This window comes from Zunongwangia pacifica, from assembly GCF_023499215.1.
GTDB classification, from domain to species: domain Bacteria; phylum Bacteroidota; class Bacteroidia; order Flavobacteriales; family Flavobacteriaceae; genus Zunongwangia; species Zunongwangia pacifica.
Map to the genome: position 1 here is coordinate 1 of NZ_JAKHSK010000007.1, position 26,162 is coordinate 26,162.

Here is a 26,162-nt window from a genome sequence, read left to right on the forward strand (position 1 = left end):
TTAGTCCGATAGCCTATGAAAAGAAATTGATTCTGAAAAGTACTTTTCAGAATCAATCAATCACTATTTTTAATAATGAAATGTAAATTTAAAAACGGTCAACACTAATTAGGGATGTTCAAATAGATGCTTTTTTGTTGAATTTTGAATAAAATTTCTTGTCATTTCGACTGTAGCGTAGCGGAACGGAGAAATCTCACCCAGAACAAACTTTCCAAAAAGAGATCTCTCCGCTCCACCTGCCGGCGAAGCAGGGCCGAGATGACAAAATCTTCATATCAAGCTTAATAACAAACTCGTCACCGTGTATTTTAATGGTTAGATTTATGAGAAATAATGATTATGTTTAATAGAAGAAGGGAAAGTAATAAGACTGGGCTTTGTCCTTTCGACTGAAGCGCAGCGGAATGGAGAAATCTCACCCAGAACAAACATTCCAAAAGAGATCTCTCCGCTCCGGTCGAGATGACCCACACTTCATATTAGGAACATGAAATCTCAGTGTAATTTCAAAAATTCTAGATTAGGATTTTTAAGCCTAATTAGATTTTCCTTTTTAGCCCTGCTCCACTTTTTTAATTGTTTTTCTCGGGCAATTGCTTCATCAATACTGTGAAAAACTTCAAAATAAATAAGATTATAACAGTTGTATTTACCTGCAAAAGACATTCTCTCCTTGATACTATCTTCATAATGTTGGGACAGCCTTTTGTTTAGATTATTTGTTACTCCAATATAAAATGTAAGTTTGGAAGAATTACAGGTTATATAAGTATAATACTCATTCATAATTAAATATAATAATTTATTTTTTTAACCGAGGGTCATTTCGACTGAAGCGTAGCGAAACGGAGAAATCTCACCCAGAACAAACTTTCCAAAAAGAGATCTCTCCGCTTCGCCTGCCTGCCGGCGAGGCATGGTCGAGATGAAATAATCCTCCTATCAAGCTCATGAACAAACCAGTAATCCTATTTTTTTGCTGGATAGATTTAAGAGAAATAAAGATTACGTTCAATAGAAGAAAGGAAAGCAAAAAAAACGTGCTTTGTCATTTCGACTGGAGCGCAGCGGAACGGAGAAATCTCATTCAGAACAAACATTCCAAAAGAGACCTCTCCGCTTCGGTCGAGATGACCCACACTTCATATTAGGAACATGAAAACTCGGGATGTCGACTGAAGCGTAGCGGAACGGATAAATCTCAGCTAGAACAAACTTTCCAAAAAGAGGTCTCTCCGCTTCGGTCGAGATGACAGAATCCATACTAGTAATCCTATTTTTTTGCTGGATAGATTTATGAGAAATAAAGATTACGTTCAATAGAAGAAAGGAAAGCAAAAAAAACGTGCTTTGTAATTTCGACTGGAGCGAAGCGGAACGGAGAAATCTCATTCAGAACAAACATTCCAAAAGAGACCTCTCCGCTTCGGTCGAGATGACCCACACTTCATATTAGGAACATGAAAACTCGGGATGTCGACTGAAGCGTAGCGGAATGGATAAATCTCAGCTAGAACAAACTTTCCAAAAAGAGGTCTCTCCGCTTCGGTCGAGATGACAGAATCCATACTAGTAATCCTATTTTTTTGCTGGATAGATTTATGAGAAATAAAGATTACGTTCAATAGAAGAAAGGAAAGCAAAAAAAACGTGCTTTGTAATTTCGACTGGAGCGAAGCGGAACGGAGAAATCTCATCCAGAACAAACATTCCAAAAGAGATCTCTCCGCTTCGGTCGAGATGACCCATACTTCATATTTAGTAACATGAAAACTCGGCATGTCGACTGTAGCGTAGCGGAACGGAGAAATCTTATCCAGAACAACTTTCCAAAAAGAGATCTCTCCGCTTCGGTCGAGATGACAGAATCTTCAAATCAAGCTGTAAGCTTACCGCTAAAAATCACACCTATTTAGATTCATTTTAAATAATATTATTATCTTTGATAACAAACCTGCTTAAACATAGCGTATGGACGATGTAGATATTATTTATCATAACGAAACCGGTATTTCTTTTACATGGAAAAACGGGATTGACAATGCGAATGAAAAACGGATTCAACTGGTGTTTAAAAACATGGGTTTTTATTTATTGCCGGAAGAAGTTGTCTTGTTTTCAGAAAACATTCAAACCGCCAAACGTCGTCATCCCAAATGTTTTCATTGTGTAAGTTCTGAAATTTGTGAGCGTAATATTTTGCTTAAATCTCCGCTTCAAAAAATGGATTTTTCCGTAAATGCTTTCGAATTAAATGAGATCTGCGACCTTGTGGAAGGAACAATTTTTAAAATGCGCCTTCATTATTACGTGAAGTATATGTCGAAAAATTAGAATCTAGCTTCTAGTTTGCTGCGCTTTTAGATATTATAAGTATGATAATTTGAAAATGTCCCAATTTCCTGATTTGAAAATTAATCGATGTTATAACGGGATGTCAGAAGTTTTTTTAGTGTATTAGACTTTTTATGTTTTTGGCGTTTTTAATAATAGATAAGTCTGACTCAAAGCTGCTAACATTCCGGGTTCACTTTCTTCAAATTCAACAATGAGGTTGTCATTTCTTTTATAGATTCGACTTATAGAGATTTTCGTACAACAGGAATTAAAAAACTGACCGATTACAATTATTAAATTGTTATTGGCAAAATCAAATTCTATATTTCTTAAGTTTTCAGCGCGATCAGGGTTTACCCTTTCAATTGTTGGAATAAAGGCTAACCAGTCTTCCCGATTTGTAAAAAGCTGATATTGTTTTGGTATTTTTTCTCCTTCAGAATAGCTTAACTGATTCTCAAAAAATACGTCGTACGAAAGATTTTCAATAACTACCTCGGCATCATCTGTAGCGCAACTTGTAAATAGAAGAATAAGAAACAAAATCGGAACTAATTTATCAATAGACATGGTATTCTTTTTATTAAAGATACCGAAATCAACTTCAAGTTGCTTTTTTAGATGCTAGATTATTTGGTTTTAGGAGATAAAGTGTTGATTTTTTAATGAATTATTGAAAATCATAATTGATTTGAAATCAGGTTTATTGATTCTTTCTTCCTGCATCTTTATTGTCTCATCTATGTTTTATAGCACAGCGATCTAACATATTTACCAATATCGTATTAACACATCTTCAAATTATAGATCGTGCAGGTTTCCAAACTTAATGCCGAAGAAAAAAGTACGGGGTTGTGACGGGCCATAAATATAATCTGAATCTCTGGTGGCACCAGTATCAAAATCGTCCTGATAGGCATTAAAAATATTCTGAAGCCCACCATAAATATTCATTTGAAAGTTATCTGTAATATCAAAATGATGATTCAGTTTTATATTAAAATCGTAAAATGAATTACTTTCATTCAACTGTAAAAATCCGGTCTCACTAATCACTCGTGGAATCGTCATTGGCCCTGTATAAGTACCGGTAAGATCGAGATTAGTTTCTGCAAAAATCGAAATGTTGGTATTTATATAGCCGAAAATATTGGGATTACGTACAAATTCAGAAATTACAATATCGGTTTCATTAGGTTTACTGCCATCTGCTTCAAACAATACCTGTGCTTCTTTGTATTTTGAGTTTTGAAAAGTTCCGCCCATCTGAAAACTTAATTTTGAGGATGGAGAAACGCCAATTTCAATATTCGTTCCGCTTACATAAGCGCCACTTCCATTTCTTACTTCTTCTAAAATAGAGCCATTGGGCAAACTGGTGCCAGTGCTCACGGTGGTAAAAGGATTCTGAAGCTCAGTATAAAATCCTTCCAATAAAAAATTAGTTTGCAGCTTGTTGAAATTCTTCGCGTAATTAACCGAGGCAGTGTAGGCATTGGAATATTCGGTTTCCAGATTCTTCGATAAAATGACAAATTGCGGCTCACCACCCACCGATGAAATATGCATGTCTTCATTAAAAGCCTGTGGCGCCCTAAATCCGCGTGCGTACCCCCCTCTTAACTGCCAGTCTTCAGAAAATTTATAGCGCAAAGTTAATCGCGGACTCACCACTGTTTGATTAATATCAGAATTTCTATCAATATCCTGAATGGTATAGTCGCCATTGATGTTCACATAATCTAAGCGGCTGCCGATAAGTGCTGTAAATCTTTCAGAAGGTTTCCATTCGTACTGGGCAAAAGCCCCAATGGCGTTCACTTTTTGATCGATTTTACGTTGATAACCGGGGATATGATCTTGGGTATTACTCAGATTATATTCGCTTCCAAGCGTTAAAACATCATCGGTATTTTTAAAATTTCGGGTAAATTGTCCACCAATCAAAAGCGCCAAATCGTCGGTGTTTCCGTAGGCATTAGCTGCGGTAATAGAATCCTGCCGAGTTCTGCCACCACCCAGCCCGCCATAAAAACTTTTACGATCGGTATGCTGCCCAGAGCTGTAAATAGAAAAATTATTACTTCGGTCTTGATTGTGAAATTCGTAAGTAATTCCGCCAATTATCGTGTTGTGATGTAGTTCTTCGGTAATATCGGTAAGATGCGGCGCTATATTCAATTGGTCGCCGCCACGACGATATTCTTCCAATGCAGTAAGATCTAAAGTGATTTTGCTATTGTCATTCGGTTTTAAAAAAGCTTTGGCGCCAAGGTTGGTATTGCAAAGCTCGGTAAGTTCAGAAAAACCATCATGGTTGGCATCGTAACTATTGCGATCCCGTTTCATCCCAAAAACTGTAATTCCGCTCGTTAATTCTTCGTTAACTACAGAGGCATCTATATTTATAGTTCTATCAGGAATTTTACCATCAATAAAACCAAGATTCGATGAAATTTGCCACGAATTTAATACCGGATCTTTGGTAATAATATTTACCGTCCCGGCGATGGCATTCGAGCCATATAAAGCAGAACCGCCACTTCTTACCACTTCTATACGATCTAAAATAGAAGTGGGGATTTGTTCCAGACCGTAAACGCTGTTTAAAGCACTAAATACGGCCCTGCTATTAATTAAAACCTGCGTATAACTGCCGTCCAGACCATTCAAGCGAACCTGAGTGAATCCGCAATTTTGACAATTCGTTTCTACTCTAACTCCTGGTTGATAATTTAAACTTTCAGCGACCGAAATAGACTGAGTGGCACTGAAAAGACGAGGGCTTAATACATTTACCACGACCGGAGCTTCTTTTATGTTCACCCGATTTCTGGTGGCGCTAATCACTACCTGATCCAGGCCCAGCTGATCTTCTTCAAGCTGAATAAGTAATGGTTGATTTTGGATAATTTCAGGAGTAATTTTAATGATCTTGGTTTTGTAACCAATCGCCTGAACTTTTAATGATGTTCCTTCGGAAATGTTAATACTAAAATGCCCATTTTTATCTGTTGAAGTACCCTTAGATTGCCCTATTACTGAAATGTTCGCGAAGGCTATAGCTTCGGTATTAGCGGTTATTTTTCCACGAATTTCTACCATTTGCTGAGCGTGAAGAGTTGAAATAAATAGTATAAATAGCAGTTTAAGTATCTTCATTTCAGTGTTATTCGGGTTGTTTAATTTTATTTTTAGACAAAACTAAAAATTTGTTTTTAGAATAAAAAATGTATTTTTGTGTATAATAAAATTAGAAATGACGCTTTCAGAAGAAAATTATCTAAAATCGATCTATCATTTAGAGAAGAAATATACTCGGGGTGTAAGTACAAACGCACTGGCCGAGGATATGGAAACCAAGGCTTCCTCGGTGACTGATATGATCAAGAAGCTTTCAGAAAAGGAGCTGGTGAACTACAAAAAATATCAGGGGGTAAAACTGAGTGAAAAAGGAAATTCGATTGCAGTACAGATTATAAGAAAGCACCGTTTATGGGAATATTTTTTGGTAGAAAAGCTGGATTTTAACTGGGATGAGGTTCATGAGATTGCCGAGCAGTTAGAACATATAAAATCTGATGAGTTAATCGCCAAGCTCGATAAATTTCTGGATTACCCTAAACGTGATCCTCACGGCGATCCTATTCCCGATGCGCAGGGTAATTTTGCAAATCTGGAGAAGAAAATTTTAGCGGAATTTGATGAAGGAGAGCAGGGAATTTGTGTAGGAGTTAAGGATTCTTCAGCGGCATTTCTGCAATATTTAGATCGAAATAAGATCAAATTGGGAAAATCGATTAGCATTTTAGAGAAAGAACAATTTGATGGTTCGATGATCCTGAAAATGAATAATAAAGAGCTTACAATTTCTAAAGTTGCCGCTAATAACATTTACTTAAAACCGATAGGAGTTGAGTGATAAAAATGCACATAGATCGCTTGAAGAAGTTCATGGTTCTGTAAACACGTCTGGGAAAAAATCCCTCTGGAAGCGTATTTTAGCTTTTTTAGGCCCGGCATATTTAATTAGTGTTGGTTATATGGATCCCGGTAACTGGGCAACAGATCTTGCAGGCGGTAGCCAGTTTGGCTATTCTTTGCTTTGGGTGCTTTTAATGTCCAATATCATGGCCTTACTGCTGCAAAGTTTAAGCACCCGGCTTGGTGTTGTTAGAGGTGTAGATTTGGCGCAAGCCTCACGAGAAGAATATCCTCCTTTTGTAAATTTTATACTTTATATTTTTGCTGAAATTGCCATTGCAGCCTGTGACCTGGCCGAAGTAGTGGGGATGGCCATTGGCTTACAGTTATTGTTTGGGCTACCGTTACTTTGGGGAGTTTCCATTACCGTTTTTGACAGCTTTTTGCTCTTGTTTTTACTGAATAAAGGCATGCGAAAAATGGAAGCTTTTATTATAATGTTAATCGCGGTGATTGGAGGTTCTTTTTTATTGGAAATGTTTTTGGCGAAACCAGATATACCCGAGGTTTTGGGAGGTTTTGTGCCTTCAATTCCAAATAGCGACGGACTATATATTGCGATTGGAATTATTGGGGCTACAGTGATGCCGCATAACCTTTATCTACATTCTTCGCTGGTACAGACACGAAAGATCGAAAAAACAAAAAAAGGGATTCGGCAGGCGCTTCGTTTTAATTTTATAGATTCCGCCATTGCTTTAAATCTGGCATTTTTTGTTAACGCGGCTATATTGATCCTTGCTGCCTCGGTATTTTTTAAAAACGGAATGTTTGGAGTGGCTGAAATTCAGGATGCACATAAGTTGCTAGAGCCACTTTTGGGGTCTTCTTTAGCACCTATTTTATTTGCCCTGGCTTTAATTGCTGCCGGCCAAAGCAGTACACTTACCGGTACTTTAGCCGGACAAATTGTAATGGAGGGCTATTTAAACCTAAGAATACAGCCCTGGGTAAGACGATTAATTACAAGACTGTTAGCCATAGTTCCCGCGTTTTTTACCATCATTTATTTTGGTGAGCGCGCTACGGGAGAACTTTTGGTACTTAGCCAGGTGGTGTTAAGCTTACAACTTGGTTTCGCGATTATACCGCTTATTCATTTTGTAAGTGATAAAAAAACCATGAATGGCTTTCATATAAAATGGCCGCTAATCATTGCTTCCTGGATTATTAGTCTGGTGATTGTAGTATTAAACGCCAAACTTGTATTTGATGAATTAAAAAGCTGGATAACTTCAGTTAATGATGCCACCTATATCTGGATCTTCGTAGTTCCTGTTACGATAGCTATTGCCTTACTACTGGTTTTTATTTCGGTATGGCCCTTATTTAAAGAAAAGCTTGGCCGTAATTGGATCATTAACCACGCTCCCCACAAAAATCCACAAACTATCGAAGCGATTACAGAGAAAAACTTTAAGCATATTGCTATTGCTATCGATTTTTCAGCATCAGATAAAAAAAGTATTTCAGCTGCCCTCCAGATTGGTGGGAAAAATGCGAAGTACACGCTTTTACATACTGTAGAAACTCCCGGAGCTTTTATTTATGGCACACAAATAAAAGATTACGAGACCGATAAAGATCGGGAGTTTCTAAAAAATTATAAAAACCAGTTAGAAACTTTGGGGTATAATACAGATATAAATCTTAGCTTCGGAAATCCCAAAAAAGCCATTCCAAAATTACTGAATGCCGAAGAAACAAATTTCGATTTACTGGTGATGGGTAGGCATGGGCATAAAATGATAAAAGATATCCTACTGGGAACAACGGTAGATGTGGTGAGACATCGGGTAGAGATTCCTATTTTTATTACTTAACTTACTAAATTATGATGGACCAAATAATAGCTTATTTTGAAACTTTAGATCCTGTTTTAGCCGCTTTTTACGCTACGCTGTTTACCTGGGGATTAACTGCTCTTGGAGCAGGCCTGGTATTTTTCTTTAAGAAAATGAACCGAATGCTTTTTGATGGGATGCTGGGGTTTACGGGTGGCGTTATGGTTGCTGCCAGTTTTTGGAGTTTGCTGGCGCCTGGTATCGAAATGAGCCCGGGGGAAGGATTCGAAAAGACCATCCCTGCAGTTGTTGGTTTTGCGTTGGGCGCACTTTTTATTTTTGGCTTAGATAAGATATTGCCACATTTACACGTGAATTTTAATACTACTGAAAAAGAAGGAATTAAAACTCCCTGGCATAAATCGATATTACTGGTTTTAGCGATTACTTTACATAATATTCCTGAAGGATTGGCGGTAGGAGTTTTATTTGGTGGCGCGGCAGCCGGTTTTGAGGGGGCAAGTATTGCTGGCGCGGTGGCTTTAGCTATTGGGATTGGTTTGCAAAACTTCCCGGAAGGATTTGCAGTGGCCATGCCATTAAGAGGACAAGGCTTTAGCCGAAGAAAAAGTTTTAATTATGGGCAGCTTTCTGCGATTGTAGAACCCGTTGCAGCTGTGCTTGGTGCCTGGGCAGTAATGACCTTTCAGCCTATTTTACCCTATGCACTGGCTTTTGCAGCAGGCGCTATGATTTTTGTAGTGGTTGAAGAAGTGGTACCCGAATCCCAACAAAGTAAATATACCGATGTAAGTACCTTAGGTTTTATAGGTGGTTTTATGGTGATGATGACCTTAGATGTTGGTCTTGGGTAAAAACGAATGCAACATTGCCTGAAACAGATCGTCTTTTAGAAAAAGATGACGATGAAGAAGATAATACTTGTTTTAATTTTGTTAGTTAATGGAGTGAGCCTGTCTGCCCAAACCGAGGTGGCCAGGCTTCAATCTTTTTTAAAAGTTGGTGAGCAGTTAGACTGCGGAAATTATAGCATTGTAATTAAAGGGGTAATTTCGGATTCCAGATGTCCTAAAAGCGTAACTTGTGTTTGGGCCGGGACAGCAGAAGTTTTACTGGAAATTAGAAAAGCCAATGAAGTCTGGAAAGAATACCGAATAGAAATAGGGAATTCTATCGATGCCGATTTTCAATTGCCAGCATTAGCCAATATCAATTTAAAATTACTTGGATTAGCCCCATATCCTGAGACTCCAATAAAAATTAAGCCATCAGAATATCAGGTTACGATTCAGCTGGAAGAACAGCTAAATTAATGACTACAGCCACAGTCGGTCATTCCGCAGGCCTTCTCTTTATGTACTTTCTTTTTAAGAAAAGCAGGTTTCCATATAAATTTGGTTATTAAGTATCCAACCGCGGTTACGAAAGTGATGAAAACTAAGATATGTTGTATAAGTTCCATAATATTTAAGTCGAAATTCTACAAAATGCTTACAGATTAGCAATCTGGATGCCTCAGAATTATAATTTTGTCTCTATCGAATGCCTCGGGCTTGCCCTCAGGTAGTTTACTTTAAAAACTGAAAGGCAATTAAAGCTACCAGATAGGCAAAAGCACTCATAATTACTAATTGCAATATTGGCCATTTCCAGCTATTGGTTTCTTTCTTTACAATTGCCAGGGTACTCATACACTGCATGGCAAAAGCATAGAAAAGCAATAAACTAATTCCGCTGGCCAGCGTAAATAAAGGGCCGCCAAGTATAGGGTTTGTTTCGGCTGCCATTCTGTTTTTAATGGTTTCTTCTTCGTCGCTACCCACGCTATAAATTGTTGCCAGTGTTCCAACAAAAACCTCACGAGCCGCAAAAGAGCTAATGATTGCGATACCAATTTTCCAGTCATAACCTAAAGGAGCGACAACCGGCTCGATACCCCGTCCCATAATCCCAATATACGAATGCTTCAGTTTATAACTGGCGATTTCCTGTTCTAATTCTTCTTTAGGAACGTTTTGTTCGGTATAATTCTCACGAATTATTTCTTCAGCATTATTAAAATCATCTCCCGGGCCATAACTTGCCAGTACCCACAGGATAATCGAAATAGCAAGAATAATTTTACCTGCACCAAATACAAAAGATTTGGTTTTTTCAACCACGTTAATCCCAATGTTTTTAAGCAACGGAAGTTTATAGTTGGGCATTTCGATCACAAAGTAGCTTTTGTTCTTAATTTTTAGGATTCCGTTTAAAATCCATGCTGAAAAGATGGCGGTTCCAAAGCCAAGCAGATAAAGAAACATAAGCATTAACCCCTGGAGGTTGAAGCCTAGAAAAGTTTCATCTGGGATCACTAAAGCAATGATGATAAGGTAAACCGGTAATCTGGCCGAGCATGTGGTAAAGGGTACGACTAAAATAGTAATGAGACGCTCTTTCCAGTTTTCGATATTTCTAGTTGCCATTACCGCCGGGATGGCGCAGGCAGTTCCTGAAACTAATGGTACTACACTTTTTCCGCTAAGTCCAAAACGGCGCATAATCCTATCCATTAAAAATACCACCCTGCTCATATAGCCGGTTTCTTCTAAAATGGAAATAAACAGAAATAAAAACGCGATCTGCGGAATAAAAATTACGATTCCGCCCAAGCCCGGTATAATTCCTTCGGCAATTAAGCTGGTAAAAGCTCCTTTGGGTAAATTTGCTTTGGCAAGCTCGCTTAAGGAGGCAAAAGCACCGTCGATAAGATCCATTGGGTAGCTAGACCAATCGTAAATCGCCTGAAATATTAATAGTAAGATCGCAAAGAAAATCACGTATCCCCAAACTTTGTGCGTTAAAACCCTGTCTAATCTGGATCTTAAATCTTTAGCGGCATTGGTGTCTACACGAAGCGTCTCTTTTAAAACACCGTTGATAAACTGGTAACGGTGAATGGTTTCTTTTTGCTGAAGCCTTTTAAGCTCTGATGATGATTTGGTATTAAATCCTGATGTTTTATCAATTTCTTTCCGGTTAATATTACCAAAGTTTACATCCTGAGTGATCACTAACCACAGCTTGTAAATAGACTGTTTAGGAAAGGTCTTTCTTAAGTTGCCAAAGTAATCTGGATCTATAACCGAAGCATTTACGCAAGGCTCTATAGGAATTGTACGGTAATTGATAATCAATTCTTTAAGCTTGTCGATACCTATACGTTTTCTTGCACTTACCAGGGCGATTTTCGTTTTTAATCGTTCTTCAAGAATATCGATATCCAGGGAAATACCTTTACGTTCCATACGATCGGCCATGTTAATAACCAATATTGTAGGAATTCCCAGATCTTTTATTTGGGTAAAAAGTAAAAGGTTTCTTTTAAGGTTTTCAACATCACTTACTACAACGGCAACATCGGGATAATCTTTATCGTTTTTATTCAGCAATAATTCGATTACCACATTTTCGTCTAGAGAAGAAGCGTTAAGGCTATAAGTACCCGGAAGATCAATAATATGTGCTTTAAGCCCACGTGGGAGCTTACAGAGACCTTCTTTTTTCTCTACAGTGATTCCCGGATAGTTCCCTACTTTTTGATTTAATCCTGTTAGTTGATTAAATACTGAAGTTTTACCGGTATTGGGGTTTCCAATTAGCGCTACATTAATCTGTTTGCCCGTCATTTGATAAGCTCTATTTCGATTTGTAAAGCAGTTTCTTTCCTGATGGCTAAATGGCTTCCGTTGATGTTAAGGTACATAGGATCTTTAAAAGGAGCGGTTTGTACCAATTCTACTTCATTGCCGGGTAAACATCCCATCTCTAATAGTTTTAGTGGTACATTATCTGCGGAAAATTCTTTTATAATTCCGCGTTCGCCTCGCTTTAAATGAGCAACTGTAACCTTCACGTTTATTTAGATTGATTTTAAACAACGCAAAAATAATGGAATTTAACCAAGTACAAAAGTTTAGGCGTTAAAATGTAGTCTTTTACTCGATAATCGGGATTAAATGATTCCGTCCCGTTCCGATAGGTGTCGGAATCAGGAGGCTCCGAAATGAAAATAATTTTCTAAGAAATGCTTAATGGGTTTATCCTTCAGTATTTTACTCCTGGTATTCTTGTTTAAGAATTTTAATATCTTCCATTAGTTCTTCGATGGCTTCAGGATTGGTGCCATCATAAAAACCGCGTATTTGCCTGTTTTTATCTACAAGGACAAAGTTTTCGGTATGTACCATATCGTATTTTCCGCCGTCACCTTCACTTTTTGCCGCCAGATATGATTTTCGGGCTAAGTCGTAGATTTGTTTTTTGTCTCCGGTAACAAGATTCCATTTACTATCGATAACCCCCTTTTCCTCGGCGTAACGCTTTAATTGTGCTACGGTATCGATTCTTGGCATTACGGTATGGGACAATAACAGCACATCTGGATCGTCTTTTATCCTTTCCTGAATTTTCACCATATGATCGGTCATAATGGGACAAATCGTCATGCAGGTCGTAAAAAAGAAATCGGCAATATAAATTTTATCATTATAATCGGCATTGGTAATGGTATCCCCGTTTTGGTTTACCAGTTTAAAATCGGCAATTTTATGATACTTTCTAACATACTGCATGGTGGTATCTACCAGTTCTGTATTTACCATATCTGGCTGGTAAATGGGAAGTTTCTTATCGGGATTCAGTAGCGAGTAAATAGACCACATGATAACAAGACAAAGGGTACCAAAAGTGATAAGAAAGATTTTATACTTGGAAAGAAATTTACGCATAGCAAATTTTTGTGCAAAATTACGGCCTGGCGGTTAATTAGCCACATGAAAAGCGCTAAAATTTTGGCAGGATAAATGCTAGTTAACTTTCAAACTTTTCTAGGTCTTATTAAAAGACTACTTTTGTGCGATTTAAAAATTGAATATTAGCGAATGGATCCATTTATAGTAAAAGCAATTCAGCTTCTTCTTAGTTTGTCATTGCTTATTGTGTTGCATGAGTTTGGACATTTTATACCTGCAAAATTATTTAAAACCCGAGTTGAAAAATTCTTTCTCTTTTTTGATGTAAAGTTTGCGCTTTTTAAAAAGAAAATAGGAGATACCGTTTATGGTATTGGTTGGCTTCCGTTAGGGGGATATGTGAAAATCTCTGGAATGATCGACGAGAGCATGGATAAAGAGCAAATGGCGCAACCACCACAAGAATGGGAGTTTAGAAGTAAACCGGCCTGGCAGCGTTTAATTATCATGTTAGGCGGAGTAACGGTAAACCTGGTATTAGGATTTCTGCTTTTTATGATGATCCTGTTTGTTTGGGGAACCAATTATATTGGTCCAGATGAGATGCCAGAAGGTTTTGCTGTAGTTGATGAATTTAAAAAATTTGGTTTTGAAGATGGTGACCGTGTATTACAAATAAACGGCGAAGAGCTTCAAAATAGTTTAGATATTAATCGTAAACTGTTTATGCGTGATGTAAAAACGGTAACGGTATTGCACCAAAATGGAACTGAAGAAACCATCAATATTCCTGAAAATATTGGCGAGCAAATGTTCGAAGATGGGATTATGCAGCCATTTATACCCATCCAAAGACCTATTTTAGATAGTGTGGCGGCTAAAACTGCTGCTGATGTTGCCGGACTTCAAAAAGGGGATAGTATCATTTCAATTAACGATCAGGAAATTGGGTACTGGCACGAAATGACTAAAAACACCAGAGCGAACAAAAACAAGGAAATGGAAATTGTTTTTAAGCGTGATGGTGAAATTAAAAGTGTAATGGCGACTCCAGATGAAGATGGTATTTTAGGAGTAACACCAAGAAGGGATTTTGAGGTGAAAACCCGCAAATATGGTTTTGCTGAAAGTATTACTGAAGGTTTTAAAGACGGTTACTGGACCCTTAGGGATTATGTATATCAATTTAAATATGTGTTCACCAAAAAAGGAGCTACCCAGGTTGGTGGTTTTGGTGCGATAGGAGGCATGTTCCCAGATGCATGGAACTGGCAGGCCTTTTGGCATACCACGGCTTTAATTTCGATCATTTTAGCCTTTATGAACATTCTGCCAATTCCGGCTTTAGATGGTGGGCATGTGATGTTTTTACTTTACGAAATAATTACCGGTAGAAAGCCAAACGAGAAGTTTATGGAATACGCCCAAATGGTAGGATTCTTTATTTTGATCGCGCTGGTACTTTACGCGAATGGAAACGATATTTATCGGGCAATATTCGATAAATAAGATTTAGAAATATTTTAATTGATTATCCGTTATTTGTAATAATTCGTTTTTTTCGTCATTCCGGACCTGCCTGCCGGGAAGGCAGGCTTGATCCAGAATCTCATACGGTAGTAAAGAACAAGCTATTGTGATGAGACCCTGAATCAAGTTCAGGGTGACAACACTTCATTATGATCTATTGCGGACATTAAATATTTTAAAAACAAAGCCCGAAATTATCGAATTTCGGGCTTTGTTTATTCCTGTAGTTTAGCATATCGCTGTTGGCTGAAAGCTTATTGCTAAAAAGCTTTACTATTCAATGGCTCTTTCAGGGTAGTCGGTAATAATACCATCAACCTTCATTTTCTTTACCTCGTCGATATCGGCCTGTTCATTAACGGTCCACGGAATTACTTTCATGCCGTTTTGCTGAATCTTCGCCACTTTTTGCTGGTCTAATAGTTTATAATACGGGCTATAAATTTGTGGTGTAAAACTTATTTTTTTCATATTCTCATCAAACTCGCCGCTTCCCACAAGATAAGCCAAAATAATATCTGGATAGGATTGGTGCATTTCTTCTAAAATGTTTACATCAAAAGACTGAATATTAATTTTAGAAACAATCCCTTTTTCTTCTAAAACCTGCATGACTGCTTTTATAAATTCAGCGGGTTTAGGCTGAGATTTTTCGTATTCGGCTTCATCAGATTTTATTTCAATATTATAGTGTACAGGATCAAGATTGTTAGATTTCACGTAGTTTTCTATACTATCGATCACTTCGCCAAGCAAAGGTTTATAGGTTTTAAGTTTTCTTTGTTCAGGGAAAGCGGTATTGCCTTTGCTACCAATATCAAATCTTTTGATGCTGTCGTAAGTCATCGTAAAAAGATTATAGTCTTTTTCTTCCTGTTTTGGGATGGTATCGCCGGCCGGAGTTAAAACATAGGCTGAAGACATAAAAGGTTCATGACTTACCACTACTTTTCCGTCTTTAGACATAATGACATCCATTTCAACCACATCAACGCCTTTGTCGATGGCCGCAAGAAATCCCGGGATACTATTTTCAGGGGAATGTCCACGTTCACCGCGATGTCCCTGTACTTCTATTTTCGATGTTTCCGCAATGATTTTTTCTTCGGAAGTATTCTTATCTTCTTTATTATCCTTACAACTTAAGCTTGCCAGCGCAATAAAAAGAAGGCTTATTTTAACGATTTTCATAGTTTATGATTTTGAAAAAATTGAGTAAGATCTGAAAGTTAAGATTTTGATTTCTAGAAGTGAATTTTTGTAGTAGATTAAAAAAGTCCGCCGCCAGAATGAAATGACGACGGACTCCAACAAACTAAAAATCAAATTGCTTCTTCTAACCGGTAAGAGGATTTAGAAGTATAGGTTTTTCCAAACATATCTGTTGCTTTAACCTCTATATTATGTTTTCCGGTGTCTAAATTAGTAGGGATATTTCCACGCCATAAATGGGTGCTGTTTATAGGATTAGAAGAACGTCTTCCCGGCATTAATTCTTCCGTAAGATCCCATTCGTTCACCAAAAACTCATAAGAAGGGTCTGTACGTTCAGTATACTGCATAGGTTGCCATTCGCCATCGTCGATTCGGTATAAAACTTCATCACCTTTGGTACCCATAAAGAAGTTTACAAAAATCCCGGCCTGTGTTCTTCGGCCTTTCGCTACTACTTTTGGCGCGAAAACCTTCATTTGATAATCCTCATTTTCACCGGCAACTTTATAATCGATCGTATAAGAATTTCCGTCAAAATGAATAAACGCATAGCCTTTAGGGGTACCATCTCTCATTACTGAAATTGGGATGCCATCTTCATTAAGTTTACCCGAATACCAGTCACCAGAAGTAGTGCCTACGTTATATTCGTGATGTGGTTTATCTCGATTAAAACCTTCTTCTTTTCCGAAGAAATCCTGGCGCTGTATATGCGTATGCGCAGAAAGTGATAAGGTATGCGGAAATTCACTTAGTATTGAAAATAAACGCTCACGATCTTCATCTCTAAAAGTGTTATTGTCTTCTGGCTCGAACAACGGAATGTGCCAGGCTAAAACCACCAGATGATCTTTAGGAACGTGCTTAAGGTCATTTTCTATAAAATCCAGCTGATCTTTTCTAAAACCACCAAGATAGCCTTTCATATCGCGAGGATCTGGATATAAAATATCGTCCATCACAATAAAGTGAACTTTCCCGTAATTAAACGCATAATTGGCCGGGCCAAAATGAGCCTCGTAAGTTTCATCAGCCAATCGATCTTCAGTCGCATCAAAATTCATATCGTGATTTCCCATAAGATTGTACCACGGGATGCCGGCTTTTTTAACGGCTTTGATGTAGGGATTAAAAAGGTCGAGGTCGTTACCTACCAAATCTCCCAGGCTTAAACCAAAAGGAATGTTTTTAATTCCTTCAACTTCAGCAACAATTCCTTTAGCGAAATATTCAATTTCTTCTATATTGTAAGGTTGCGGATCTCCAAAAATAAGGGCGGTAAACTCGTCTTTTTCTTCGGAAGGAATTAAACCGAAATCTATGGACTCTGGTAATTTTCCGGTTGGTTGCACTCCGGCAAATTCCGATTTTGGTGAGCCTTTGGGCTTATGAATATAATAGAACTGCGGAAGATTATTTTCATCAGTTTTAAGCCCATAACCTGAAGGTTTGATCACAAATATGATGTTATCCTCCCCAACAGGAATTTCGTATTTTCCGTTGGCATCGCTTACTACCACCTGCTGACTGTTGGATACAGATACATTAGCAATTCCCTTTTCATTGCGGTCTTTTTTGCCGTTTTGATTTTGATCTTCAAATACATATCCTGTTGCCATTTGCTGGGCAAAACCAGATACACATAGAAGAAAGGTGCCTGCGGCTAAAATTGTTCTTTTCATAGTATAAATGTTTTGTTTTAAACTGGTTTATTGATCCCACCATACTTTTGTGTTGATATCATCCTTACCGCCAAGCAATTCTACTCCCTGTGCATAGCCATCAGGATTTTCAATAGCAAGATCGGTAGGGTAGTAGAATCGGGAAGGCATTACCCCGTCATTAAACATCACTGCTGTAGTTGGTAATTCAGGGAATCCTGTTCTTCGATATTCAAACCACTGCTGATAATCTGTAAAATAAAGGGCATAGTATTTTTGAAGCATAATGCGCTCTAAAGTTCCGTTATAAGCAGCTTCAGGATTTTCAAAATAATCACCCGGAATTTCCTCGACTTCCAATTGTTCCATAGCGGCGATCACTCCATTTTGGTAGTGTGTTTCAGCATCATCACTTATAAAACCACGTTGCGCCAATTCAGCTTTAATAAATTCTACTTCAGCATACGTAAGCAGGAAGATCTGCATAGGATTGGTCACCTGCTCGATATTAAAAGTAGATGCATTGTAAGTAAACTGAGACTCTGGTCCGTCGTAAGCACTCGGGATGCCTTTGTAACCAATATTTACCGTGTTCTGGTTTTCATCGGTCTCGGTTGCCGTAGTAGCGATAATAGGTCTTCTTGGGTCTTCCCAGTTGTTTAGGTTATCGATAAAGAAGGATGCAATTTTTACACTCAGTCTAAAATCCTGTGGTCTTCCCCAGGGACTTACATTAGGTTCTACGCCGGTAACTTGTAAAATGGCAGATTCCTCGGTGCTTTCAAAAACCGGGTAAGTATCCGGGTTATTCACCATATTGGCTAATTGCTGAAAAGAATTTGGCCTGCGATTAGAGATTCTTAGTAACAATCGCATGTGTAAAGAATTGGTGAATTTCTGCCAGCGTTTTATATCATTCTGGAACAAAATATCCTCAAGATAGACCATATCTCTGGAAGTATCGTAAAGCGCATTTGCAGTTTCAAGATCTGCTAGAATTTGTGTGTAGATCTCTTCCTGAGTATCAAATTCAGGGTAAAGAATCCCTTCTTCGGCCATTACTGCCTGGGTCATTGGTACCGGGCCAAAAAGGTCGGTAAGGTTGGCATAGACCATGGCATTTAAAGTAAGTGCTATTGCCTGATAGTTTACATCTTCCCTGGCAACGGCTGCGGCCTTCATTTCCTGGATGTTTTTTAACCATCGGTAATAATTATTCCAGGAAGAGTTCCCTATTCCCATGCTCACATCGTAGCGGTGTAAACCGCCTGAAACACTTGGGTAGGGCAGGGAAACCTGCATAAGGTCGAAGGTTATGGCATTGGCACGACCGGCATTATGGCTTGCTAAACTATAAATAATAGGGTTTAATAACGTGGCCGGGCTAATTTCTTCAATCCTGTTGGGATCTGAGTTTGTTTCTTCGAAATCGCTGGTGCAGGCTGTGAATATGATTACAGCAAGCATAATTAGCAAATTTGATGTTCTCTTGTTCATCATTTTATTATGATTATAAGCTTAGTTTTAGGTTTACTCCGTAAGTTGCTGGCGAAGGCATTTGTCCTATTTCCACACCGGGCATAACTCGGTCTCCATTTAGAGCAGCCGTTTCGGGATCGTAAATTGGGAAGTCGGTTATCATGGCAACATTTCTTCCGAAAGCAGAAATGGACATGGTTTGGATTCCGGTGTTATTTAACCATTTTGCCGGGAATCGATATTGCAGATTTATTTCCCGTAATTTTAGATAGGAAGCTTCAAAAGAATTCGATTCTACATTAGCTCTACGATAGTATCGGTTATACCATTCCTGCACGGCAACTTCAGTAGTATTTGGGGAATAAGAACCATCTGCATTCAGTACTACTCCATCACCAACCATACTCATATTCTCTCTACCTTTGTAAGTAAACTTAAGCTTTCCCTGTTGAGTAAGTTTGTGATGTGTTTGGGAATAAATGATCCCGCCATACTGGCCATCTAAAGTGAAACTAAAATCAAAATTCCCCAAGGTTATTTTGTTGTATAAACCAGCTCTCCAATCGGGCATGGCATCACCAACATACTGAATATCCCCAGACTCTGGATATGCGGGTAGGCCTTTATTGTCGTATACAATTTGACCATCTGGAGAGCGCACAAACTTATACCCATAAATTGCAGTAGGAGAACCACCAACCTTGGCAATTAAAGAAGCTTGGCCTCCTTCATCGATTATATATTGATTTTCGATATTATCTGGAAGATTAAAAACTTCACCTTTGTTTTTAGACCAGGTAAGGGTAGAAGACCATTTTAGGTTATCGTTGTTTATGATTTTTCCTGTTAAGGTAAGTTCGATACCTCGGTTTCTTACTTTTCCTGCATTTAAAATGGCCGAGCTATATCCTGTATCCCAGTTTAGCGGTACGGCTATAATTTGGTTTTCAGTAGAGATCTGGTAAACCGTGGCGTCAATATTAATACGATTGTTTAATAATCTAGCTTCAAAACCAGTTTCGTAGCTTGTAGAAATTTCAGGTTTAAAATCACGGTTGTAAAGGGTTGTTGGTACTGTGGCCGAACTTGGAAAACTATTTTGGCTATAATATTTTCTGGTTTGGTATGGACTGGTATCATTACCTACCTGCGCATACGAGAATCGATATTTTAAGTATTCGATTCCTTTTCCTGAAAAGTTAAAAATGTCAGATAAAATAAAGCTGGTATTTGCTGAAGGATAAAAGAATGACCAGTTTTCTTTGGGTAAGGTGCTGGACCAATCGTTTCTTCCTGTAATGTCAAGGAAAATCTGATCTTTGTATGACCATGTCATTAATCCATATACACTATTTACTTCTTTATCTTGATCTGAAGTATATAGCGATGGTGCATTTTTACCATTAGAAAGTTTATAAACATCTGGTACCACTAAACCTGTCACCGAGGCGTTATTTAATCTTCTTTTTTCAGTTCTGTTGTTTCCACCAATATTGGCCGACAGGCTAAAGTCTTTAAATTTATTCCCATAGCTTAGCAGAAAATCATTATTGATTTCCTGTTTAAAAACATCCTGAGTTTGATAATATCCCTGGGCATATCTGTTAATGCTATACGGTCTTTTTTGTTCTCTTTCCTGATTATAGGTATTTATCGCTGTTCTAAGCATTAAATTAAAATGTGGGGCAAGCTTTATATTGGCATTTAAATTTCCAACAATTTGATGGCTGCTAAGCGTATTTAGAGATTTGTAAGCAATTAAATAAGGATTGTCGATATAGGAACTAAATGGTTGGATCTGCTGGATATTTTCTTGTCCTTCCTGCCATATTGGGCGATACCAGTTTAGGTCTACATTGGGATTCTGGAAAATCATAAAATAAGCGATAGAACCATTGTTATAGCCTGTGCTGGGTAAATTGTCACTCCATTGGTTGTTGTAGTTCACAACGGCACCCAAACTAATTTTTTCTGAAATATTATATTTAGAATTTAGGGAAGCGGTTATCCTCTCATAGCCGGTATTGGGCATAATCCACTCATTTTTTGTGTGAGCTACAGAAGCTCTCATCGAGCCATTTTCACCACCCCCCTGGATAGAAATATTATTTTGAGTGGTCACCCCGGTTCGCCAAAATGCTTTCCGGTTATCTTTATAGGGACGCCAGGTTTGTCTTTCTAAAGATTGCCCCTGTACCAAAGGGTCGTATTGGAAGAATTGCTGCCCGTTAAATTCGGGTCCCCAGGCACTACTGGTGCCCTTTGTGCTACCTCCGTCTTCAGAACTTCCGTAGGAGTAATAAAGTTCTCCATCTTCGTTGGTGTAATTATTTCCCTGGCCATAGCGATATTGATAATCTGGCCATCTTTGAATACGATCAAAGGAAGTAATTGAATTAATGGTAATCCCTAATCCTTTACTTTTCTTACCAGATTTGGTGGTAATCATTAACACCCCATTAGCGGCACGACTCCCGTATAATGCGGCGGCACCCGGACCTTTTAAAACAGAGACATTTTCGATATCGTCAAAATTAAGGTTAGAAATCCCGTTACCATAATCTATAGGAGAATCTTCACCCATATAAGCACTGCCCGATCCCGAGGTGGTCATTTCAGTATTTATAGGAACACCATCTACCACGATAAGTGCGTAATTCCCGTTTAGATTGAAAGAACTATTTCCTCTTAAGGTAATTTGCTGCGAGTTAATAGGGCCAGATCCTGCAGAACTAATATTCATCCCCGCCACTTTTCCTTTTAATCCAGAGCTCCAATTTGTGGGAGCTGTTTGGGATAAACTTTCAGCATCTACAGTAGCTTGAGAGAAGCCTAATTGTTTTTCTTCTCGCTTTATTCCTAAAGCGGTGACTACCACCTCATTTAAAGCGTTGGCATTTTCCTGAAGTACAATTTCCAGTTGTTGCCCCATGGTTGCTACGATTTCCTGAGTTTTAAATCCCATAAAGGAAACCTCTAATATCGCCGGATTACTAGAGATGCTGATGCTAAAATTCCCGTCAAAATCGGTGGTCACTCCATTAGAAGTTCCTTTTTCGATCACCGTTGCGCCCGGCAATGGAAGTTTTTTATCATCTAACACTTTTCCATTTATTTTTTGCTGAGGGACCGCTTTTAGGACACTGATGGTTTTATTGATTTGCTGAAATTTTAATCCAGTGCGGGTACTAATCAATTTCAGGATGGTAGAAAGTCGTTGTTTTTTTCCGTTGAAATTGAATTTTTCCTGTGATTTTGTTACAGATTCATCGAAAACAAAGGTGAATTCGGTTTTAGATTCAATTTCAGAAAAGACATCGGCTAAATTCGCATTCCTGATGGATAGTGTAATTAATATTTCGTTTAAATTTTGATTTTTGGCAGAAGCGACAGCGCTTCCCGTAAGTAGCAGAAAACTTAATACCAGATAATAAGCACAAAGTTTTCTGAAAAATTGTAGTTTCGTATTCATTACAATTGGCTATAGATTATTTATTTGTAGTCGGTAAATTTTAGACCCACCGCTGTGGCAGCAGTAGTGGGTTTTATTTTTAGTTTAGTTTGTGGGATTTGCTCTTATAATTATTTGTTTTTTGTTGGTAGAATCGATTTTAAGGTTCTTAATAAGCGCCAGACTTTTAAGAACATTAGAGAGTTTTTCGTCATTAAATTTCCCGGTAATTTTTAGCTGTTTTAAGCTATCGTTGGCAAATTGGATATCTACATCATACCAGTTTTCGATAATTTTAGCGGTATTTTCTAAACTTGTATCTTTTAGGATAATCATCTTTCTTATCCATGCATTAAAATCTTCGCTGTCACCTTTGCTGATTTTAGGTTTGTGGTTTTCTTTAAAAGTAGCCTGCTGATTTTTGGTAAGAATCACTTTGTTCTCCGGGTTTTGTAAAGGAGTAACTTCTACTTTTCCGGTATTTACACTTACCATGGCCAGTTGATCTTTATAGCTTTTTACATTAAAAGACGTACCCAGAACCCGTGTTTTCAAATCTTTGCTTTTTACGGTAAAAGGATGGGATTCGTCTCTGGCAACTTCAAAAAACGCTTCACCCTGTAGCTTGACGGTGCGTTTTTCAGTGAAATTATTTTTATAGGTAATGCTACTGTTCCCGTTTAGAAAAATTACTGAACCATCGTCCATTTTTATCTCCTTCTTTTCTCCTTTTTCAGCAATAACGGTCGTGTAATTGTTGCTGAACATCCCGGTAAAAAAAGCGAGCATCAATAGAGCGCTGAATCCGGCAGCAATCGCAAGATATTTTTTTATGGCAGTTCTTTTTCCTCGATTTACAGAGAGGTTTTTCTGAATATTATAAAATAGCTTTTCTCCTTTTTCAGAAGAAATTGGCACCAATATATTTTTATTTGCTTCCTGCATTTTTGAAAAAAAAATATCCATAGCCAGACGTTCCTGACTATTCACTTTTTTTTGAGTGTATTTTTCTGCTAACTTTTTAAATTCTTCTACTTTCAAGACTTAATTTTTACGCAATAATTGAGGTTAATAAATTTTATTCTTGCAATTTTTAGGGCAAAAACGGTCGTTTTAGCAAGCGTTTCTAAGAGGAAGTCACAAAAAGCAAGGAGTACACGTAAAGAAAAAGGTAGTCTTAAACTTTTGTTAACAATAAAAGCATTAGGCTAACCTTTAATAAACATTGTGGTAATAATGATGGAAATTTGGTAAGGATCGATATTATTTTTTAGAAACTTTAAGGCGTTGCTTATATGGGTTTCCACCGTTCTTGTAGAAAGATTTAATTTTTCAGCAATTTCAGCATTAGAAAGTTGTTCGTATCTGCTTAATTTAAAGACTTCCCTACATTTTGGAGGTAGTTTTTCAATCAGGGTCTTTATTTGCTGTTCAAATTCCTGAAATTCGATATTTTTAGAGGCCGTTGTAGGATAGGGGATTTCCAGTAATATCTTTTCATGAAGTTCTGTAAATTTTAAATCCCGAATATGATTTGCAATACGGTACTTTACGGCTCTAAATAGATAGCCCTCTAAGTGAATAATTTCGGTATCTGCTAATTTTTCCCACAGACTTATAAAAACTTCCTGTACGATATCTTCACAAATGAGTTCGTCCTGATAAATCTTATAGGCGTAAGTATAAAGACGTTTCCAATACTTGTCGAAAATCGCCTGAAAAGCATCTGGGTCTTTATCCTTAAACAAGCGATAAAGTTCGGCGTCGGTGAGTTTAGAAATCTTGTTTTCCATTGGTTTGCAGGGTATAGCAAATGAAAAACATTCCTAGCTTGTAAACCATTGTATTTGCTTTAAGATTAGGTTAATTATTAAAAGTTGGAGAGTTGAAAGTAAAAAGTTTACAAGGGTGTCGTATTTGGCAAATTACGTTATGCTTTTTTATTTCTTCAGCATGCAAAATAATATCACTTATTCTTAATGCTTGTCTATTCTCTAATTTACAATACTTAAGCGGTCTATTTTCTAGCTTTCTTTCAGGTTTTGTATTTAAAAATAAACTAATTTCGCACGTTATATAGCTATGAAAGAGAACGAAGAACTTTTTGAGCAGCTGGATTTTACCGTAAATCAGCAGTATGAGCAAATTATAGATGATTTGCTGGAAAAGCAATATAGTATTGTCGACGATTTTTTTGATCCTGAAGAAATCGTAAAACTTAGAAACTCGCTACTTCATAAATACGAAGAAGACAAGTTTAAAAAGTCGGCTATAGGTAACCGTACTAACGAACTTATCGAAAAAGCGATTCGGGGTGATTTCATTTTGTGGATGAACGAAGCCGAAGCTGGCGAAACCGAAAAGATTTTCTTCAACAAAGTCAACAATCTTATCGAATATCTTAACAGGACTTGTTTTATGGGGATTTTGCATAAAGAATTCCATTATGCCGTATATCCAAAAGGCACCTTTTACAAACGTCATTTAGATACTTTTCAAAACGATTCTCGCCGTAAACTTTCTATCGTAAGCTATTTAAACGACGAAAACTGGTTAAATACCAACGGCGGAGAACTAGTAATTTATAAGGAAGATGAAAGCGAGGAAGTAATTTATCCTTTACCGGGAAGGGTGGTCATTTTCGAAAGTCAGATTTTAGAGCACGAGGTAAAAGAAGTAAAAAACTCTGAGCGTTTAAGTATTACCGGTTGGTTGAAAACCAGGTAAATAGCTTATGATTTGGGCGTTGCCTTCGGCCGGGCTTTTCATTACCATCTTTTGCTCGTTCCTCACAAAAGGATGTCCATTGCAATCCCTAACGCAGAAAAGTTAGTTGGGAGAACTATTTTCTAAACTTTTTATAAAAAACCAGGATGACAAGGACTATAGCTAAAATCATCCAAAATCCATAGCCACTAAGAAAACTTAAGATTTCAAAAGTTTCTTCATTTTCAGGTAAGGTACTTTGCATTATTTTCTTTGTTTTTTACGGCGGTAATGGTCAAAAATTACAAAGGCAGTGATCGCTACAAAAATGAGTAGGAACCAAAAGTTGTCACTTAAAAAATCAGAGAGCTCAAAACCATATTGCTGTGATTCGGTCGCAGGTTGATCTTTGGGTAATTCAGGTTGTTGAAAAAGCATGCTCTTTAATTTATCCAAAATTAGCAAATACCGCAATGAATACAGCCAAAGAAATCGTAAAGTTAGCTTTCGTTTTTATTCAATCTTATAGGTGTTTTTCAAAACAGACACTACTTTCTATACCTTGATATTGGCCATAATTAGGAGTTACTTTATAATTACTTTTCTCGTATAATCTAATCGCTTCGGGCATTTTGTTTCCTGTTTCTAATACGCACTTGCTATAATTCATTTCTTTTGCCCACTTTTCCAGGTTTTTCAAAATCTCAACCGCTATTCCTTTACCGCGCATTTCAATAGGAACAAACATCCTTTTGATTTCCATGGTTTCGCTATCATATTTTTTCATTGCCCCACATCCCACAGGTGTATTGTCAACCCTCGCAATTATTACATTTTCGATGTGGTCTATTTTATTATACTGTGCAAAGAAGTCATTTGTTTCTCCATTTCTTGCAGAAAGATCGCTATCTAATGCTGAAACTAAATGTTGAAAATCCATATCGCTAGAAGTAGCTCGTCTTATCTCAATCATATTACTTATTTCTCCTGAATTCGCGATAGGCAATAAAAACTACGAAGCTTAGAATAAGGATAGGAAGCAGTACAATCAAAAAGTCATTGAACTGAGCTCCTATGTCCATATCGTCGGCGTGTTTCATGATTTATTTAATTTTTTCTTTCTAAAAATACGGTAAACTAAAAAAGCGATGAGGGTAAATAATGCAAATGGCAGCATCATCGCGGCAATTTCTACTGTGAATGCGCCCAGCATTTCGGCTTTATCGCCCAGAGTGTCTAGTGGTAAAACTTTCAT

The 26,162-nt window shown here is 37.6% G+C and carries 23 protein-coding genes; 7 read left to right on the forward strand and 16 right to left on the reverse strand.

Annotated features, from left to right (window positions below):
• Positions 1–498: 498 nt before the first annotated feature.
• Entirely contained in the window at positions 499–789 is a 291-nt protein-coding gene (locus L1967_RS06280) for a GIY-YIG nuclease family protein (RefSeq protein ID WP_249600881.1), read from the reverse strand.
• Between the two features lie 1,185 nt (positions 790–1,974).
• Here L1967_RS06280 and L1967_RS06285 point away from each other — a divergent pair.
• Complete coding sequence (locus L1967_RS06285) at positions 1,975–2,337, forward strand: hypothetical protein (protein ID WP_249600882.1); 363 nt, start codon at positions 1,975–1,977, stop codon at positions 2,335–2,337.
• 132 nt (positions 2,338–2,469) lie between these two features.
• Here L1967_RS06285 and L1967_RS06290 read toward each other — a convergent pair whose 3' ends face one another.
• Positions 2,470–2,910 (reverse strand): hypothetical protein, encoded by a 441-nt coding sequence (locus tag L1967_RS06290; protein WP_249600883.1) that lies wholly within the window; start codon positions 2,908–2,910, stop codon positions 2,470–2,472.
• Positions 2,911–3,141: 231 nt separating this feature from the next.
• On the reverse strand, positions 3,142–5,502 hold the full coding sequence (locus L1967_RS06295) for a TonB-dependent receptor (RefSeq protein WP_249600884.1): 2,361 nt from the start codon (positions 5,500–5,502) through the stop codon (positions 3,142–3,144).
• 97 nt (positions 5,503–5,599) lie between these two features.
• Between L1967_RS06295 and L1967_RS06300 the strand changes: the two genes are divergently transcribed.
• The 4 genes from L1967_RS06300 to L1967_RS06315 are packed head-to-tail and all read left to right on the forward strand — an operon-like array spanning position 5,600 to position 9,442.
• A complete protein-coding gene (locus L1967_RS06300; protein WP_249601007.1) occupies positions 5,600–6,262 on the forward strand; it encodes a metal-dependent transcriptional regulator in 663 nt (220 codons plus the stop codon).
• Positions 6,255–8,147, forward strand: coding sequence for an Nramp family divalent metal transporter (locus L1967_RS06305; protein ID WP_249600885.1), 1,893 nt, complete (start codon positions 6,255–6,257; stop codon positions 8,145–8,147). The genes L1967_RS06300 and L1967_RS06305 overlap by 8 nt, the downstream gene beginning before the upstream one ends.
• A gap of 14 nt (positions 8,148–8,161) precedes the next feature.
• Entirely contained in the window at positions 8,162–8,983 is an 822-nt protein-coding gene (locus tag L1967_RS06310) for a ZIP family metal transporter (protein ID WP_249601008.1), read from the forward strand.
• Between the two features lie 51 nt (positions 8,984–9,034).
• Complete coding sequence (locus L1967_RS06315) at positions 9,035–9,442, forward strand: hypothetical protein (protein ID WP_249600886.1); 408 nt, start codon at positions 9,035–9,037, stop codon at positions 9,440–9,442.
• A gap of 255 nt (positions 9,443–9,697) precedes the next feature.
• On the opposite strand, the gene feoB is transcribed toward L1967_RS06315, so the two are convergent.
• From feoB to L1967_RS06330, 3 genes are all read right to left on the reverse strand, one after another.
• Positions 9,698–11,800: a ferrous iron transport protein B gene (gene feoB / locus L1967_RS06320; protein WP_249600887.1), complete on the reverse strand. Its 2,103-nt coding sequence runs from the start codon at positions 11,798–11,800 to the stop codon at positions 9,698–9,700.
• Positions 11,797–12,027, reverse strand: a complete 231-nt coding sequence (locus L1967_RS06325; RefSeq protein WP_013069760.1) for a FeoA family protein — start codon at positions 12,025–12,027, stop codon at positions 11,797–11,799. Before L1967_RS06325 ends, feoB begins: the two co-directional genes overlap by 4 nt.
• A gap of 199 nt (positions 12,028–12,226) precedes the next feature.
• Positions 12,227–12,901, reverse strand: coding sequence for an SCO family protein (locus tag L1967_RS06330; RefSeq protein WP_249600888.1), 675 nt, complete (start codon positions 12,899–12,901; stop codon positions 12,227–12,229).
• 153 nt (positions 12,902–13,054) lie between these two features.
• On the opposite strand from L1967_RS06330, the gene rseP reads away from it, so the two are divergent.
• Positions 13,055–14,374 carry an RIP metalloprotease RseP gene (gene rseP, locus L1967_RS06335; RefSeq protein ID WP_249600889.1) on the forward strand — a complete coding sequence of 440 codons (1,320 nt, stop codon included), beginning with the start codon at positions 13,055–13,057 and terminating at the stop codon, positions 14,372–14,374.
• Between the two features lie 294 nt (positions 14,375–14,668).
• Here rseP and L1967_RS06340 read toward each other — a convergent pair whose 3' ends face one another.
• The 6 genes from L1967_RS06340 to L1967_RS06365 form a co-directional block, all read right to left on the reverse strand.
• Entirely contained in the window at positions 14,669–15,586 is a 918-nt protein-coding gene (locus tag L1967_RS06340; RefSeq protein WP_249600890.1) for a glycerophosphodiester phosphodiesterase family protein, read from the reverse strand.
• Positions 15,587–15,717: 131 nt separating this feature from the next.
• Complete coding sequence (locus L1967_RS06345) at positions 15,718–17,292, reverse strand: calcineurin-like phosphoesterase C-terminal domain-containing protein (RefSeq protein WP_249600891.1); 1,575 nt, start codon at positions 17,290–17,292, stop codon at positions 15,718–15,720.
• Positions 17,293–17,319: 27 nt separating this feature from the next.
• Complete coding sequence (locus L1967_RS06350) at positions 17,320–18,738, reverse strand: SusD/RagB family nutrient-binding outer membrane lipoprotein (protein ID WP_249600892.1); 1,419 nt, start codon at positions 18,736–18,738, stop codon at positions 17,320–17,322.
• A 43-nt stretch (positions 18,739–18,781) separates the two neighbouring features.
• The gene (locus L1967_RS06355) at positions 18,782–22,222 is read right to left on the reverse strand and encodes a SusC/RagA family TonB-linked outer membrane protein (RefSeq protein ID WP_249600893.1); all 3,441 of its coding nucleotides are present in this window, start codon (positions 22,220–22,222) and stop codon (positions 18,782–18,784) included.
• Between the two features lie 84 nt (positions 22,223–22,306).
• Positions 22,307–23,242 (reverse strand): FecR family protein, encoded by a 936-nt coding sequence (locus L1967_RS06360; RefSeq protein ID WP_249600894.1) that lies wholly within the window; start codon positions 23,240–23,242, stop codon positions 22,307–22,309.
• A 167-nt stretch (positions 23,243–23,409) separates the two neighbouring features.
• Positions 23,410–23,994: an RNA polymerase sigma-70 factor gene (locus L1967_RS06365; RefSeq protein WP_249600895.1), complete on the reverse strand. Its 585-nt coding sequence runs from the start codon at positions 23,992–23,994 to the stop codon at positions 23,410–23,412.
• A 289-nt stretch (positions 23,995–24,283) separates the two neighbouring features.
• Between L1967_RS06365 and L1967_RS06370 the strand changes: the two genes are divergently transcribed.
• Positions 24,284–24,928, forward strand: coding sequence for a 2OG-Fe(II) oxygenase (locus tag L1967_RS06370; protein ID WP_249600896.1), 645 nt, complete (start codon positions 24,284–24,286; stop codon positions 24,926–24,928).
• Between the two features lie 115 nt (positions 24,929–25,043).
• Here L1967_RS06370 and L1967_RS22255 read toward each other — a convergent pair whose 3' ends face one another.
• The 4 genes from L1967_RS22255 to L1967_RS06385 form a co-directional block, all read right to left on the reverse strand.
• On the reverse strand, positions 25,044–25,172 hold the full coding sequence (locus tag L1967_RS22255; protein WP_262917421.1) for a hypothetical protein: 129 nt from the start codon (positions 25,170–25,172) through the stop codon (positions 25,044–25,046).
• Positions 25,172–25,345: a hypothetical protein gene (locus L1967_RS06375; RefSeq protein ID WP_249600897.1), complete on the reverse strand. Its 174-nt coding sequence runs from the start codon at positions 25,343–25,345 to the stop codon at positions 25,172–25,174. Before L1967_RS06375 ends, L1967_RS22255 begins: the two co-directional genes overlap by 1 nt.
• Positions 25,346–25,430: 85 nt before the next feature.
• Positions 25,431–25,880: a GNAT family N-acetyltransferase gene (locus L1967_RS06380; RefSeq protein ID WP_249600898.1), complete on the reverse strand. Its 450-nt coding sequence runs from the start codon at positions 25,878–25,880 to the stop codon at positions 25,431–25,433.
• A gap of 123 nt (positions 25,881–26,003) precedes the next feature.
• Positions 26,004–26,162: a hypothetical protein gene (locus tag L1967_RS06385; protein ID WP_249600899.1), complete on the reverse strand. Its 159-nt coding sequence runs from the start codon at positions 26,160–26,162 to the stop codon at positions 26,004–26,006.

Coding starts and splice junctions, on each gene's coding strand:
- L1967_RS06280 (WP_249600881.1), bottom strand. CDS start 789: ATGAATGAGTATTATACTTATATAACCTGTAATTCTTCCAAACTTACA.
- L1967_RS06285 (WP_249600882.1), top strand. CDS start 1,975: ATGGACGATGTAGATATTATTTATCATAACGAAACCGGTATTTCTTTT.
- L1967_RS06290 (WP_249600883.1), bottom strand. CDS start 2,910: ATGTCTATTGATAAATTAGTTCCGATTTTGTTTCTTATTCTTCTATTT.
- L1967_RS06295 (WP_249600884.1), bottom strand. CDS start 5,502: ATGAAGATACTTAAACTGCTATTTATACTATTTATTTCAACTCTTCAC.
- L1967_RS06300 (WP_249601007.1), top strand. CDS start 5,600: ATGACGCTTTCAGAAGAAAATTATCTAAAATCGATCTATCATTTAGAG.
- L1967_RS06310 (WP_249601008.1), top strand. CDS start 8,162: ATGGACCAAATAATAGCTTATTTTGAAACTTTAGATCCTGTTTTAGCC.
- L1967_RS06315 (WP_249600886.1), top strand. CDS start 9,035: ATGAAGAAGATAATACTTGTTTTAATTTTGTTAGTTAATGGAGTGAGC.
- feoB (WP_249600887.1), bottom strand. CDS start 11,800: ATGACGGGCAAACAGATTAATGTAGCGCTAATTGGAAACCCCAATACC.
- L1967_RS06330 (WP_249600888.1), bottom strand. CDS start 12,901: ATGCGTAAATTTCTTTCCAAGTATAAAATCTTTCTTATCACTTTTGGT.
- rseP (WP_249600889.1), top strand. CDS start 13,055: ATGGATCCATTTATAGTAAAAGCAATTCAGCTTCTTCTTAGTTTGTCA.
- L1967_RS06340 (WP_249600890.1), bottom strand. CDS start 15,586: ATGAAAATCGTTAAAATAAGCCTTCTTTTTATTGCGCTGGCAAGCTTA.
- L1967_RS06345 (WP_249600891.1), bottom strand. CDS start 17,292: ATGAAAAGAACAATTTTAGCCGCAGGCACCTTTCTTCTATGTGTATCT.
- L1967_RS06350 (WP_249600892.1), bottom strand. CDS start 18,738: ATGCTTGCTGTAATCATATTCACAGCCTGCACCAGCGATTTCGAAGAA.
- L1967_RS06355 (WP_249600893.1), bottom strand. CDS start 22,222: ATGAATACGAAACTACAATTTTTCAGAAAACTTTGTGCTTATTATCTG.
- L1967_RS06365 (WP_249600895.1), bottom strand. CDS start 23,994: ATGGAAAACAAGATTTCTAAACTCACCGACGCCGAACTTTATCGCTTG.
- L1967_RS06370 (WP_249600896.1), top strand. CDS start 24,284: ATGAAAGAGAACGAAGAACTTTTTGAGCAGCTGGATTTTACCGTAAAT.
- L1967_RS22255 (WP_262917421.1), bottom strand. CDS start 25,172: ATGCAAAGTACCTTACCTGAAAATGAAGAAACTTTTGAAATCTTAAGT.
- L1967_RS06375 (WP_249600897.1), bottom strand. CDS start 25,345: ATGCTTTTTCAACAACCTGAATTACCCAAAGATCAACCTGCGACCGAA.
- L1967_RS06380 (WP_249600898.1), bottom strand. CDS start 25,880: ATGATTGAGATAAGACGAGCTACTTCTAGCGATATGGATTTTCAACAT.
- L1967_RS06385 (WP_249600899.1), bottom strand. CDS start 26,162: ATGAAAGTTTTACCACTAGACACTCTGGGCGATAAAGCCGAAATGCTG.